Source organism: Blastococcus sp. HT6-30 (assembly GCF_039729015.1).
GTDB lineage: Bacteria > Actinomycetota > Actinomycetes > Mycobacteriales > Geodermatophilaceae > Blastococcus.
In genome coordinates this window covers 469,867-483,437 of record NZ_CP155792.1, presented here as the reverse complement: position 1 = coordinate 483,437, position 13,571 = coordinate 469,867, and the positions used below count along the sequence as shown (strand labels likewise).

Sequence of the window (13,571 nt, the reverse complement as noted above, 5' to 3'; positions counted from 1 at the left end):
GCCGGCTCAGTGGAGGTGGTCCCAGCGCACGACCGCCGCCACGTCGGCGGGGTCGAGGGCAGCCACGAGGTCGGCGACCTTCCCCCGTGCGGGGAGGGCCGCGGTCGGGTCCAGGGTGAGCCACGGGACCAGCACGAACGCGCGCTCGTGCGCCCGCGGGTGGGGCAGGGTCAGCTCCGGGTCGTCGGAGATCACCGGCGTGCCGTCGTCCCCCGTCACGGTGACCACGTCGACGTCGAGGGTGCGCGCGCCCCAGCGCACCTCCCGGGTGCGGCCGGCCGCCTGCTCCAGCTCGTGCGCCAGGTCCAGCCAGCCGCGCGCGTCACGGTCCCCCCGGACGACGGCGACCGCGTTCAGGTACGGCGGCTGCTCGACCGGTCCCCACGGCGGCGTCTCGTACAGCGTGGAGCGGGCGACGAGGCCGTGCTCCTTGAGCGCCGTCAGCGCTGCGCGGAGCGCGCCGGCGCGGTCGCCGAGGTTGGCTCCCAGCGACAGGACGGCGCGGCTCACCGGCGCTCTCGCCGGATGGTGACCATGACGTCGTCGAACGGGACGCCCAGCTCGGCCTCGGGCTTGTGCACGGTGATCTCCACCGCGTCGACGAGCGGGTTGGCCAGGCACACGTCGGCCAGCCGCTGGGCCAGGGTCTCCAGCAGGTTGACCGGCTCCCCGTTCAGCACCGCGTGCAGCTGCTGGGCCAGGTCGGCGTAGTCGACCGTGCGGTCCAGGTGGTCCCCGGCGGCGGCGGCGGAGGTGTCCACCTCGAGCACGGCATCGGCGCGGAACACCTGACCGCGCTCCCGTTCGAAGGCGTAGACGCCGTGGTGGGCGTGGGCGCGGATGCCGCGGACGACGATCCGGTCCGGCGTGCGGTGGTCAGCCACGACCGGCTCCCTTCACGGCTCGGACGGCCTCGAGCGTGCGGACCGCGTCGACCGACGCCGCGGCGTCGTGGACGCGCACGCCCCACGCCCCAGCCTGGGCGGCGAGCACCGTGGTGGCAAGCGTGGCGGCGTCGCGCTGCTCCGCGGGCCGGGCCCCAGCGCCGGGCCCGGCGAGCAGCTTGCCGAGGAACGTCTTGCGGGACGCGCCGACGAGGACCGGCAGCCCCAGGGCCACGAGCCGGTCGAGCCCCGCCAGCAGCGCCCAGTTGTGCTCGGCGCGCTTGGCGAAGCCGAGACCGGGGTCGAGCACGAGCTGCCCGGGGTGCACGCCGGCGGAGACGACGTCCTCCACCCGTGCGGTGAGCTCGGCGCAGACCTCGGTGACGACGTCGCCGTACTGCGCCGCCGCGTACATCTCCCGGCTGTGCCCCCGCCAGTGCATGAGCACCCAGGGGGCGCCGGCGCCGGCGACCAGCTTGGCCATGCCCTCGTCGGCCAGGCCGCCGCTGACGTCGTTGACCAGCACGGCGCCGGCGTCCAGCGCGGCCTCGGCGACCTCGGCCCGGGTGGTGTCCACGCTGGTGCGCACCCCGGCGGCCGAGAGCTCGCGGATCACCGGCAGCACCCGGCGGCACTCCTCGGTGGCGTCCACGCGGTCGGCTCCGGGGCGGGTGGACTCCCCGCCGACGTCGACGTAGTCGGCGCCGGCCGCGTGCATCGCCAGCCCGTGGGCGATCGCGGTGGCGGGGTCGGCGAAGCAGCCGCCGTCGGAGAACGAGTCGGGGGTGACGTTGAGGACGCCCATGACCAGGCAGCGTCCCGTCCGCGGCAGGGGCTCCGTGCTCATCGCCGCGCCGCGCTCACCGGCCGAGCACGAGGCTCATCGCCTCGCTGCGGGTGGCCGCGTTCTCCCGGAAGAGGCCCCGCACCGCCGAGGTCACCGTGGAGGACCCGGGCTTGCGGATGCCCCGCATGGCCATGCACAGGTGCTCGGCCTGGACCACGACCAGGACGCCGCGCGGCTTGAGGGCGTCGTCGAGCGCGTCGGCGATCTGCCGCGTCATCCGCTCCTGCACCTGGGGGCGGCGGGCGTAGACCTCCACCAGCCGGGCCAGCTTGGACAGGCCGGTCACCCGGCCGTCCTCCCCCGGGATGTAGGCGACGTGGGCGACCCCGTGGAAGGGCACCAGGTGGTGCTCGCAGGTCGAGTACATCGGGATGTCCTTGACCAGCACCAGCTCGTCGTGGTCCTCGTCGAACGTCGTCGCGAGGATGTCGTACGGGTCCTGCCAGAGGCCGGCGAACGTCTCCGCGTAGGAGCGGGCGACCCGGGCGGGGGTGTCCTGCAGGCCGGGCCGGTCCGGGTCCTCGCCGACGGCGATCAGCAGCTCGCGGACCGCCGCCGCCGCCCGCTCCTGGTCGACCCCGGCGGCCGGCTGCAGCAGCAGGTCCTCCGGTGCGGCCGGGATCTCACTCATCGCTGGGCCGGGGCCCCGACGTCCCCGACGGGGGTGGTCTGCGGCACGGAGCCGTTGTGCCCGGCCCGCTCGGCCGGCGTGAGCACCGGCGGCTGGTCCGACGGTGTGCGCTTGCCGAAACCGCTGTAGGGGGCCAGCGACGGGCGCTTGGCGACCGGCGCGCAGATCCGCGCCATGTCCTCCTTCGACAGCGTCTCCTTCTCCATCAGCTCGAGCACGAGCTGGTCCAGGACGGCGCGGTACTCGACCAGGATCTCCCACGCCTCGTCGTGCGCGGCCTCGATCAGCGCCCGGATCTCGGCGTCGATGTCGGCGGCCACGGCCTCGGAGTAGTCCGGACGCGAACCCATGTCCCGGCCGAGGAACGGCTCCGAGTCGGTGCTGCCGTACTTCACCGCGCCGAGCTTGGCGCTCATGCCGTACTGGGTGACCATCGCCCGGGCCATCGAGGTGGCCTTCTCGATGTCGTTGCCGGCACCGGTGGTCGGCTCGTGGAAGACCAGCTCCTCGGCCGCGCGCCCGCCGAGGGCGTAGGCGAGGGTGTCGATCATCTCCGAGCGCGTCTGGGTGTACTTGTCCTCGGTCGGGAGGACGAGCGTGTGCCCCAGCGAACGGCCGCGCGGCAGGATCGTCACCTTGTGCACCGGGTCCAGGTTGGGCAGTGCGTGCGCCACCAGGGCGTGCCCGCCCTCGTGGTAGGCGGTGACCTTCTTCTCCTTCTCGCTCATCGCCCGCGTCTTGCGCTCGGGGCCGGCGATGACGCGGTCGATCGCCTCTTCGAGGGTCTCGTCGGTGATCAGCGAGCCGTTGTTGCGAGCGGTGAGCAGCGCGCCCTCGTTGAGCACGTTGGCGAGGTCGGCGCCGGTGAAGCCCGGCGTGCGGCGGGCCACGGTCTCCAGGTCGACGTCGGGCGCCAGCGGCTTGCCCTTGGCGTGCACCTCGAGGATCTTCTTGCGCCCCATGAGGTCGGGCCGGTCGACGGCGATCTGCCGGTCGAAGCGGCCCGGGCGGAGCAGCGCGGGGTCGAGGACGTCGGGCCGGTTGGTCGCGGCGATCAGGATGACCCCGCCCTTGACGTCGAAGCCGTCCATCTCGACGAGCATCTGGTTGAGCGTCTGTTCGCGCTCGTCGTGCCCGCCGCCCATGCCTGCGCCGCGCTGCCGGCCGACGGCGTCGATCTCGTCGACGAAGATGATCGCCGGGGAGTTCTCCTTGGCCTGGGTGAACAGGTCGCGGACCCGGCTGGCGCCGACACCGACGAACATCTCGACGAAGTCCGAGCCGGAGATGGAGAAGAACGGCACGCCCGCCTCGCCGGCCACGGCGCGGGCCAGCAGCGTCTTGCCGGTACCGGGCGGGCCGAACAGCAGCACACCCTTGGGGATCTTCGCGCCGACGGCCTGGAACTTCACCGGGTTGGCCAGGAACTCCTTGATCTCGTGCAGTTCCTCGATCGCCTCGTCGGCGCCGGCGACGTCGGCGAACGTCGTCTTCGGCATGTCCTTGGTGATCTGCTTGGCCTTGGACTTGCCGAAGGCCATGACGCCGCGGCCGCCGCCCTGCATGGAGTTGAACAGCCAGAACAGCAGCAGCAGCAGGATGAGGAACGGCAGGAAGCTGACCAGCAGGCTCACCAGGAGGCTGTCCTGGGTGACGTTGGTGTCGAACGAGGCGTCCTCACCCTCCTGCGCGCGCAGGAGGTCGACGATGTCGCCCTCCACCGCGACCGGGTAGGACGTCGTGACCTCGGTGGCGCCCTCGACCTCGTCGGTGAGCACCAGGTCGAGCGTCTGCTCCTTGGTGTTGAGGGTCGCCGACTCGACGTTGCCCTCCTCGATCTGTTCGAGGGCCGTCGAGGTGGTGATCTCCTTCAGGCCGCCGCTGCCGCTGAACAGCGACGAGACGGTGAGGGCCAGCAGGATGACGAGGACGACCCAGAACCAGACGGAGCGGAAGATCTTCTTGCGTTCCATACACCGATGCCGGGCGCCGGCGTGCCGGCCTGCCCGTCGACCCTCCTGATCGTCCCGGGACACCGCCAACGGCCCGGGTGCGGACCCCGGCGCTCGGTGCAGCGTCGTCGCCGTCGACGGTACACCGGCGATCCTGTCCGACTCCCGCGTGCGACCTGGGGACCCCCACCCGTCCCTCCCCCGAGGGAAGCGTCGCGGGCACGCGGGCGAGGTCGGTGCGCCGAGCGGGGGCCGGAGGCTCCCCGAGGCGCGCCGAGGACACGCCGGACGAGAGCCGGGAACGGCGAGGAGTCGCGGCACCTGAGGCGAGCCGCTCCGCGAGACCGGCACGCCGAGCGGGGGCCGGAGGCCCTCCGAGGCGCGCCGAGAACGGCTCAACGCAGCAGGGGGACGGCACCTGGCCGCGATCGTCGTCCGGAGGACGACAGAGTCACGGAGTTACTGGTACACCTCGGGCTTGAGCGTCCCAATGTAGGGCAGGTCGCGGTACCGCTCGGCGTAGTCGAGCCCGTAGCCGATGACGAACTCGTTCGGGATGTCGAAGCCGATGTACTTGACCGGCACCTCGACCTTGACCGCGTCGGGCTTGCGCAGCAGGGCGCAGACCTCGAGGGACGCAGGCGCGCGGCCACCGAGGTTTTTCAGCAGCCAGGACAGCGTCAGGCCGGAGTCGATGATGTCCTCCAGGACCAGCACGTGCTTGCCGGTGATGTCCCGGTCGAGGTCCTTGAGGATGCGCACGACACCCGAGGAGCTGGTGGACGACCCGTAGGACGACACCGCCATGAACTCCATCTGGGTGGGCAGCTGCAGGGCGCGGGCGAAGTCGCTCATGAACAGCACGGCGCCCTTCAGCACGCCGACGAGCAGGACCTCCGTGCCCGCGTAGTCGGCGGCGACCTGGGCGGCGAGCTCGGCGATCTTCTCCCGGATCTGCTCCTCGCTGAGCAGCACGTGGTCGATGTCCGGCCCGTAGCCGTGGTCGGGACCGAGCGGCCCGGGAGTGCTGGCTGTCTCGGTCACGGGAGGGGCTCCTCACGGGGTGCGGGTCCGGGGGTGCGGCCCCGGGCTCCCGGCGGCAGCACCACCAGAGTGCCAGACGCCCGGGCGACACCCGAGCCGCCGGGTAGGTCCACGACCCCCTGCCCCCGCCACCGGGTGACGAGGCTCTCGACCGCACGCAGGTGGACCGCCTGCAGGTCGGGGACGCCGGCCGCGCGCAGCCAGCCCCGCAGCACTCGGCGGCGCAGCGCGGCGGGCAACGGCTCCAGCGGACGGGCGGGCAGGCCGCCGTCCGCGGACTCCGCCGCCAGGCGGGCCAGCTCGGTGGCGGCCAGGCCGTCGAGGGCGTCGAGGTCCTCGCGGAGCAGCGCGGCGGTGCGGGCCAGCGCGGGCGCCACCCCGCCACCCAGCACCTCCTCCAGCAGCGGCAGCACCTCGGTGCGCAGCCGCACCCGGGTGTAGGCGGGGTCGGCGTTCCACGGGTCGTCCCACACGGGCAGCCCCTGGTCGGCACAGGACTGGCGGGCCGTCGCGCGGCGCACGCCCAGCAGCGGGCGCCACCAGGTGACCGCGCCGTCGGCCCGCTCCGGCACCATGCCGGCGACCGAGCGCGGCCCGGAGCCGCGGCCCAGCCCCAGGAGCACGGTCTCGGCCTGGTCGTCGAGCGTGTGCCCCAGGGCGACGCGGGCGCCCTGCTCGGTGGCCGCGTCGGCGAGGGCCGCGTACCGGGCGCTGCGGGCAGCACCCTCGGGGCCGCCGTCGTCCCCCACCCGGACGGGCAGCACGAGAACCGGGTCGAGGCCCAGCTCGCCGAGCACCGCGGCGGTCCGGCGGGCGCGCAGGTCCGAGGCGGGCTGCAGGCCGTGGTCGACGGTGACCCCGCCGACGCGAACTCCGGCGCTCCGCGCCTCGAAGGCCAGTGCGGCGGCGAGCGCCATCGAGTCCGCTCCCCCGCTGCACGCGGCGAGCACCGGCCGGTCGCTGCCGCGCAGCCCGGCACGCACCGCGTGGCGCAGCACCGCGACCGCGCGGGGTGGCCCGCTCACGCGTCGGTCAGGCGGGCAGGGCCGGGCGGCCGAGCACCCGCTCGACCCACAGCTCCGGCGCGGTGAGCTCCTCGATCAGCGGCAGGTTCGCCGGGCCCTCCCAGACCCGGTTGAAGCCCTCCATGCCGGCGAGGTCCACGACGCCGCCGACGAAGGTCCGGCCGTCGGCGTACTGCTTCATCTTCTGCTCCAGCCCGAGCAGGCGGCGCAGCACCCGGTCGACCGGGCCGCGCCCCTTGCGCCGCTGGGCGAACCGCTTGCGCAGCGTGCGCACCGACGGCACGACGTCCGGCCCGACCCCGTCCATCACGTACTCGGCGTGCCCTTCGACCAGGCTCATGACCGCGGTTACCCGGTCGAGGACCGCGCGCTGGCGGGGGTCGCGCACCAGCGCCATCAGCCCCTCGGGCTCCCCGTCGCCGCTGCCGCCCCGCACCGCGTCCGCGACGCTGCGCAGCACGTCCTGCAGACGGTCGCGCAGCACGTCGGGAGCGAGGTCGGTGGCGGCCACGAATTCCGCGATCTGCTCCTCCAGGTAACCGGTCAACCACGGGACCCCGGTGAACTGCAGCTGGTGGGTCACCTCGTGCAGGCAGACCCAGAGCCGGAAGTCCGACGGGTCGACGCCGAGCTTCCGCTCGGTCGCCACGATGTTCGGGGCCACCAGGAGCAGCCGGCCGCCGGTGCCGAAGATCTCGTACTGCCCGAGGACCCGGGAGGACAGGAAGGCGAGCAGCCCTCCTGCCTGCACGCCGGTGGCGCGGGCACCGATGGCGGTGGCCAGGGCGCCGGGCCGGGAGCCCTGGCGCGCGACGAGCTCGTCGACCAGCGGGTCCAGCAGCGCGGCCATGCCACGGGCGTTGGCGTCGGCCCAGCCGGGCCGGTCGACGACCGCCACCTCGGGGATGGCTCCGCCGGGGACCGGCCGTAGACCGGTGAGCGCCTCGACGTGCGCCACGGCGGTGGCGGCCGCGCGGTGCAGCTCGGCGACGACGGAGGCGGCCTCCTCCCGCGTCGTCCGCGGGCCCGAGTTCACCAGGCGTCGGGCCGTGCGTCCGGCGAGGTCCCAGTCGACCATCGAGGAGGCGCTGCTCATCGACCCACCTCCGGTGTAGGAGCGGAGCGGCTCCGCCACGCTGACAAGCACATCTCGCCTCACCGTACGCGCGGCCTGCCCGGGAGACCGGCTCCGTCCTCAGCGGCAGCCGCAGGCGGCGAGGGTGGCGGCGATCTGGTCGAGCGCCGCCTCCGCCGCCGCCTCGCTGCCGGTGGCCTCGTCGGCCACCACGGCGAAGGCCAGCAGCCGCCCGTCCGCGGTCACCACCGTGCCGGCGAGCGCGTTGACCCCCAGCAGCGTGCCGGTCTTGGCGCGCACGGTGCCCGGCGCGGTGGCGGGGTCGTCGTCCCCGCGGTCGGCGAGCGTGCCGTCGTACCCGGCGACCGGCAGGCCGGCGAGCAGGCCCGAGGCGTCGCCCAGGCTGCCGTCGGCAGCGCCGCGCATCACCGCGATGAGCACCTCGGCGGTCACCCTGTTCCCCTGCGCGAGACCGCTGCCGTCGGCGAGGGTCACGCCCGAGACGTCCAGCCCGGCCTCCTCGAGCGCGTCGACGACGGCGCGCGCGGCGCCCTCGAAGCTGGCCGGCTCGTTCCGGGCCAGCGCGACCTGCCGGGCCAGCGACTCGGCGAGCACGTTGTCCGACATCGACAGGGCCTGCTCCACCAGCCGGGACACCGGAGCCGACTCCACGGTGCCGAGCGTCTTCGCGTCCGCGGGCGCCTGACCGAGGACGACGGCGGCGCCCGGGGCGCCGAGGGCGTCGGCGAGCGCCGCCCCGGCGTCGAGGCCGGGCTGTCCGCTGCGGGCCGTCGCCCCGGGGCTGACCCGGGCGCCGTCGACGGCGGCGGCGGTGATCGGTGCGGCGTAGCTGGAGGGGGCGTCGCCGGGCCCCCAGCCGCCGGCGGTGAGCGGGCCGGTGAACAGCGAGTTGTCGACGACCACGCGGGTCACCGCGGTGCCGGCGGGCAGCCCGGCGACCACCTGGGTGGCGAGGTCGGCCATGGTGGGCGCCCCCGGGTAGGTCTGCGAGGGCTCGGTGCGCGACAGGGTGGGGTCCCCTCCCCCGACGAGCACGACCTCTCCGGGGGCCGCGCCGCTGACGACCGTCGTCTCGAACCGCTCGGCCGGGTCCAGGGTGATCAGGGCCGCGGCGGTGGTGAGCAGCTTGACGGTGGACGCGGGCGTCAGGGGCGCCGCGGCGTCCTGGTCGTAGAGCACCCGGCCGGTGGCGACGTCGACCACCTGGGCCGTCGTGCCGGGGCCCAGCGCCGGACCGGTCACCAGCGGGGTCAGCGTGGCCTCGAGGACGGCGGGGCTGGGGACGGGCGCGTCGGCGGACAGCGCGGCCAGGACCGGGTCGACGGCGCCCAGCTCGGGCAGCTGGGCGTCGGGGACGGCGACGGCGTCACCGTCGGAGCCCGCGTCGGGGCCCAGCAGGACGCCCAGCCCGACGCCGCCGCCGGCGAGGAGCAGGACCAGCGCCACGATGCCCATCGCCATGCGCCGGCGGAAGCGCCCGTAGTTCGCCGTGACGATCGTCGATCCGCTCGACGAGATGGTGCCCACCCCCTGAGGGGGCCCTGCGCCGACCGGGTCGACCCCCGTGGGCCACACTACGTCCGTGCAGTTCGACGTGACGGTAGAAATCCCGAAGGGCCAGCGGAACAAGTACGAGCTGGACCATGAGACCGGACGCATCCGCTTGGACCGGATGCTGTTCACCTCCACCCGCTATCCGGCGGACTACGGCTACATCGAGAACACCCTGGGCATGGACAGCGATCCGCTCGACGCCCTGGTGATCCTCGAGGAGCCGACGTTCCCCGGGTGCCTGGTCACCTGCCGGGCCATCGGCATGTTCCGCATGACCGACGAGGCAGGAGGGGACGACAAGGTCCTCTGCGTGCCGGCGACGGACCCGCGGGTGGCGCACCTCAAGGAGATCGAGGACGTGTCGGAGTTCGACCGCCTGGAGATCCAGCACTTCTTCGAAACCTACAAGGACCTCGAGCCGGGCAAGTCGGTCGAGGGCGCCGAGTGGGTCGGCCGCGCGGCCGCCGAGGCCGAGATCCTGGCCTCGATCGAGCGCGCCAAGGAAGCATCCGCGCACCACTGATCGATCGCCCGGTCCTCGGCCCGGGCGTCGAGCGCACCGACGGCGGCACAACCTCCCGGGAGGCGTGCCGCCGTCAGCCGTGCCCGCGCGCAGGCCCGCCGGCCGCGTCCGGCGCCCGGAACGCCGCCCGGATGCGCACGGCTGCGGGCCCGCGGGTCGCCTCGTCCGCACCCGGGCTGGGGCCGACCGGTATCGCGGCCCCCGAACGACGCAGCGGGCCCGTCCTCGTGGACGAGCCCGCTGATGGGAGCCGCCTGTCGGAATCGAACCGACGACCTTCTCATTACGAGTGAGATGCTCTACCGACTGAGCTAAGGCGGCGAACTGCCCGCACAGCCTACGACACCGCTCGCGTGGCTCCGCGCAGGGGCCGGGGGCCTCACGAGGGCAGGCGCAGCGCCACGGTGAGCGCCTCCAGGGCCACCTGGGGCTTCACGTTCTGCTCCAGCGCCTCGCGGCAGGCCAGGATGGCGTCGATGCGGCGCAGCGCCCCCTCGGCACCGATCCGGCGCGCCAGTTCCTCGGCGTCGGCGCGGCGGTCCGGGTGGGTGAGCGGGAGCTTTTCCGCGGGTGCGGTGTCGAGCAACAGCGCGTCGCGGTAGAGCCCCGCGAGGTCGACCAGGGCCCGGTCGAGCGAGTCCCGTCCGATGCGGGTCGCCCGGGACTTCTGCCGGCGCTCGAGCTCCTTGAGCTGGCCGGCGCCGCCCCGGCTCGCCGCGACGACGCCCGGACCCCGCGCACCCATGCCCAGGCTCGTCTTCAGGGCCTCCGTCTCGGCGCCGTCGAGCGCCCCGGTGGCGGCCTCGGTCTCCTCCTTGGCCGAGCCGACGAGGTCGTCGGCGGCGTCGAGGCACGCGGCCAGCGAGACCAGCCGGAGCGGGACGTCGAGCACCGCCTTGCGCACCATCCGCGCCTCCTCGTCGCGGGCCAGCCGCCGGGCCCGGCCGACGTGCCCGCCCGAGGCGGCCGCCGACCAGGCGGCGAGCGCCGGGTCGATGCCGTCGCGCCGCACCAGCACCTCGGCGATGGCGTCCACCGTCGGGGTGCGCAGCGCGACGACCCGGCAGCGGGAGCGGATGGTGACCGGCACGTCGTCCGGGTGCAGGCTGGGCGCGCAGAGCATCACCACGGTCCGCGGCGGCGGTTCCTCGATCATCTTGAGCACGGCGTTGGCGGCCGCCTCGCTCATCCGGTCGGCGTCCTCGACGATGATCATCTGCCAGCGGCCCTGGGACGGCGCCCGCCCCGCCACCCGCACCAGTTCGCGAGCCTCGAGCACGCCGATCGAGAGCCCGTCGGGAACGATGACGTGCACGTCGGCGTGCGTGCCGGCCAGCACGGTCCGGCAGGCGTGGCAGGTGCCGTCCCCGCCCGCGGGGCACTGCAGCGCGGCGGCGAACGCGCGCGCGGCCACCGACCGTCCGGAGCCGGGCGGCCCGGTGAAGAGCCAGGCGTGGGTCATCGCCGCCGGGTCGGCGATCGCCGCCCGCAGCTCGGCGACCACGGCCGGCTGGCCGACCACCTGGGTCCAGACGCCCTCGGTGGGCGCCGTCACCGGCGCGGTCACGGGTGGAGCTGGGTGGTCGAGCCGGTCTGCGCGTGCGGGCGGTGGCCCACCGGCTCCGCCTTCTCGTCGTGGTGGGGCGCGGGCGCCGTGCGGGCCTGCTCGGCCGGCTGGGCGAGCGTCTGCAGCGGGAGGCCGGACAGCAGCTGCGCGACCCGCACGCGGATGGCGGCGGCGATCTCGTCGGGTGACCTGCGCGCGTCGAGCACCAGGTACCGGTCCGGCTCCGACTCGGCCAGCGCGCAGAACGTCTGGCGCACCCGCTGGTGGAACTCCAGGGACTCCGACTCCAGCCGGTCGGCGGCCGCCCGGCCGCGGGCCCGTGCCAGCCCCACCTCCGGCGGCAGGTCGAGCAGCACCGTGAGATCGGGCCGCAGCCCCTGGGTCGCCCAGCGGGAGAGCATCCGGACGTCGTCGAGCGGGATCGTGCGCCCGGCGCCCTGGTAGGCCAGCGAGCTGTCGATGAACCGGTCGGTGATCACCACCTCGCCGGCGTCCAGTGCCGGCCGCAGCACGTCCTGCACGTGCTGCGCCCGGTCGGCGGCGTAGAGCAGGGCCTCCGACCGCGGCGCGATGCCGGTGTGCGCCTTGTCCAGGACGATGGACCGGATCCCGGCCCCGGACGGCGTCGCCCCGGGCTCGAACGAGGCCCGCGCGACCAGCCCCTCGTGGGTCAGCCACTCCTGCAGCCGGCGCACCTGCGTGGACTTGCCGGCCCCCTCCCCGCCCTCGAAGGCGATGAGCACCCCGCCGCCGGCCAACCGGCGGCGGGCGGTGGTGTCCCGGCGCAGCGCCGTCACGACGTCGGCGACTAGCGGCACCGGACGACCGTCGTCCATCTGCCGGTAGGCCAGCACGCCGACGCAGACGGCCAGCAGCCCGGCTGCGAACAGCATGATCCGCTCGCCGGAGAGCGGCAGCGTGACCGCGCCGAGGTCGACCTCGTGCTGCCCGAGCGCCCCGACCCCGAACGGCACGAGGCCGAGGGACAGGATGAGCGCCGCCCGGACCAGTGACTGCACGATCGCGAAGGTGCGACCGCGGATCGAGTCCTCCACCTCGGTGCCGATCAGGGTGAAGCCGGCGAGGTACGCCATGCCGGCGAAGAAGCCCATGACGACGACCAGCAGCAGGGAGATCCACAGCGCGGGGGACCAGGACAGCAGCAGCACCACGATCCCGGCGCCGACGATCGCCACCCCGAAGATGCGCTCGCGGGCCAGGTCCCGGGCGACGCTCGGACCGATCCCGATGCCCAGGCCGAGGCCGACGAAGACGGCGCCGAACAGCAGCCCGTAGGCCGCCTGGCCGCCGCCCAGCGCGAAGACGTAGGCCTGCCCGGTCGCGATGATCGCGCCCGCCGCGACGAAGGCTCCGGTGATGCCCACGACCAGGCCCCGCACCAGCCGGGTGTGGCCGGCGAAGGAGAAGCCCTTGACCAGCGAGCCCAGGAAGCTCTCCTGCTGGCCCACGACCGCCCCGGCGGCGCGGCGACCGCTGATCGAGGGGAGGTTCCAGATGACCACGGCGGCGACCAGGAACGTGAGGGCGTTGAGGTACAGGGCCAGGTCGACCTCGTTGACGCCCGGCAGCACGTCGCTGACCCGGCTGCCCACGCTGGTGAGCACCGCGTAGACGACGGCGGCGAGGACCGGGGTCAGGCCGTAGGTGGTGACCAGGGACAGCTGGTTGGCCGGCTCCAGCTGGTCCTTGCGCAGCATGTTCGGGACGGCGGCGTCCTTGGCCGGGATCCAGAACAGGCTGAAGGCCTCGATGACGAACTGGGCGATGAACAGCCAGAGCAGGTTGTCGACGATCGGGATCGAGGCGAACAGCGCGAAGCGGAAGATGTCGGTGATCACCATCGTCTTGCGCCGGTCGAACCGGTCGGCGAACGCGCCGGCGAGCGGGCCCAGGACGATCGCCGGCAGCAGCCGGAAAAGCAGCACCCCGCCGAGGGCGTAGTTCTGCGCGGCGTAGTCCTCGAAGGCCATCGTGGCGGTCGCGGTGATCGCGAGCAGGCCCAGCCAGTCGCCGAAGCTGGACAACGACATCGACAGCCACAGCTTGCGGAAGTCGGGGATCCGCAGCACCGCGCGGATCTTCGCCACCTGCCCGACGCCGCTGTCGCCGTCGGAACCGTGCACGGCATCCGCCCCGGGAGCGTCCTCGGGCAGCGGCGGCGGCGCGTCCGGCGGCACGGGTGTGCCGGCCGGGGGCAGGCCGTCACCCGGCGTGGCCGGGTCCTCGACCGGAACGGCCGCCACCGACTCGTCGGGCGGTGGTGGTACCGGTGCGGTCGGGTCGGCCGGAATCGTGAGCTCCCAGAGTCGGTGGTCGGCGGGGCGGAGCAGGCCGCGGCGGGGTCACGGTACCGGGCCGCCGCGACGATTTCGCCGACAAACCACCCGGCAGCGGATGCGGTACCGGCTGTTCCGCTGCCCCGTGACG

12 protein-coding genes and 1 tRNA gene are annotated in these 13,571 nt (G+C 74.3%); 1 reads left to right on the top strand and 12 read right to left on the bottom strand.

Annotated elements, in window-relative coordinates:
- Window positions 1-6 precede the first annotated feature (6 nt).
- From folK to dacB, 9 genes are all read right to left on the bottom strand, one after another.
- Window positions 7-510, bottom strand: a complete 504-nt coding sequence (gene folK, locus ABC795_RS02235) for a 2-amino-4-hydroxy-6-hydroxymethyldihydropteridine diphosphokinase (RefSeq protein WP_347059231.1) — start codon at window positions 508-510, stop codon at window positions 7-9.
- Window positions 507-884, bottom strand: coding sequence for a dihydroneopterin aldolase (gene folB / locus ABC795_RS02230; RefSeq protein WP_347059230.1), 378 nt, complete (start codon window positions 882-884; stop codon window positions 507-509). Before folB ends, folK begins: the two co-directional genes overlap by 4 nt.
- Window positions 877-1,731, bottom strand: coding sequence for a dihydropteroate synthase (gene folP / locus ABC795_RS02225; protein WP_347059229.1), 855 nt, complete (start codon window positions 1,729-1,731; stop codon window positions 877-879). The genes folB and folP overlap by 8 nt, the downstream gene beginning before the upstream one ends.
- A gap of 13 nt (window positions 1,732-1,744) precedes the next feature.
- Complete coding sequence (gene folE, locus ABC795_RS02220) at window positions 1,745-2,362, bottom strand: GTP cyclohydrolase I FolE (protein WP_347059228.1); 618 nt, start codon at window positions 2,360-2,362, stop codon at window positions 1,745-1,747.
- Entirely contained in the window at window positions 2,359-4,335 is a 1,977-nt protein-coding gene (ftsH, locus tag ABC795_RS02215; protein ID WP_347059227.1) for an ATP-dependent zinc metalloprotease FtsH, read from the bottom strand. The genes folE and ftsH overlap by 4 nt, the downstream gene beginning before the upstream one ends.
- Before the next feature lie 438 nt (window positions 4,336-4,773).
- A complete protein-coding gene (gene hpt / locus ABC795_RS02210) occupies window positions 4,774-5,358 on the bottom strand; it encodes a hypoxanthine phosphoribosyltransferase (RefSeq protein ID WP_347059226.1) in 585 nt (194 codons plus the stop codon).
- On the bottom strand, window positions 5,355-6,383 hold the full coding sequence (tilS, locus tag ABC795_RS02205) for a tRNA lysidine(34) synthetase TilS (protein WP_347059224.1): 1,029 nt from the start codon (window positions 6,381-6,383) through the stop codon (window positions 5,355-5,357). Before tilS ends, hpt begins: the two co-directional genes overlap by 4 nt.
- A gap of 7 nt (window positions 6,384-6,390) precedes the next feature.
- Complete coding sequence (locus tag ABC795_RS02200) at window positions 6,391-7,479, bottom strand: zinc-dependent metalloprotease (protein WP_347059222.1); 1,089 nt, start codon at window positions 7,477-7,479, stop codon at window positions 6,391-6,393.
- Window positions 7,480-7,578: 99 nt separating this feature from the next.
- Window positions 7,579-9,006 carry a D-alanyl-D-alanine carboxypeptidase/D-alanyl-D-alanine-endopeptidase gene (gene dacB, locus ABC795_RS02195; protein ID WP_347059221.1) on the bottom strand — a complete coding sequence of 476 codons (1,428 nt, stop codon included), beginning with the start codon at window positions 9,004-9,006 and terminating at the stop codon, window positions 7,579-7,581.
- A 55-nt stretch (window positions 9,007-9,061) separates the two neighbouring features.
- Here dacB and ABC795_RS02190 point away from each other — a divergent pair, with 55 nt between their 5' ends.
- Window positions 9,062-9,556, top strand: a complete 495-nt coding sequence (locus tag ABC795_RS02190; protein ID WP_347059220.1) for an inorganic diphosphatase — start codon at window positions 9,062-9,064, stop codon at window positions 9,554-9,556.
- A 248-nt stretch (window positions 9,557-9,804) separates the two neighbouring features.
- Here ABC795_RS02190 and ABC795_RS02185 read toward each other — a convergent pair.
- The 3 genes from ABC795_RS02185 to tmk form a co-directional block, all read right to left on the bottom strand.
- Window positions 9,805-9,877, bottom strand: a tRNA-Thr gene (locus tag ABC795_RS02185).
- Window positions 9,878-9,935: 58 nt separating this feature from the next.
- Window positions 9,936-11,123 (bottom strand): DNA polymerase III subunit delta', encoded by a 1,188-nt coding sequence (locus ABC795_RS02180; RefSeq protein WP_347059218.1) that lies wholly within the window; start codon window positions 11,121-11,123, stop codon window positions 9,936-9,938.
- Complete coding sequence (gene tmk, locus ABC795_RS02175) at window positions 11,120-13,387, bottom strand: dTMP kinase (RefSeq protein ID WP_347059216.1); 2,268 nt, start codon at window positions 13,385-13,387, stop codon at window positions 11,120-11,122. Before tmk ends, ABC795_RS02180 begins: the two co-directional genes overlap by 4 nt.
- Window positions 13,388-13,571: the final 184 nt, after the last annotated feature.

Coding starts and splice junctions, on each gene's coding strand:
- folP (WP_347059229.1), bottom strand. CDS start 1,731: ATGAGCACGGAGCCCCTGCCGCGGACGGGACGCTGCCTGGTCATGGGC.
- folE (WP_347059228.1), bottom strand. CDS start 2,362: ATGAGTGAGATCCCGGCCGCACCGGAGGACCTGCTGCTGCAGCCGGCC.
- ftsH (WP_347059227.1), bottom strand. CDS start 4,335: ATGGAACGCAAGAAGATCTTCCGCTCCGTCTGGTTCTGGGTCGTCCTC.
- ABC795_RS02200 (WP_347059222.1), bottom strand. CDS start 7,479: ATGAGCAGCGCCTCCTCGATGGTCGACTGGGACCTCGCCGGACGCACG.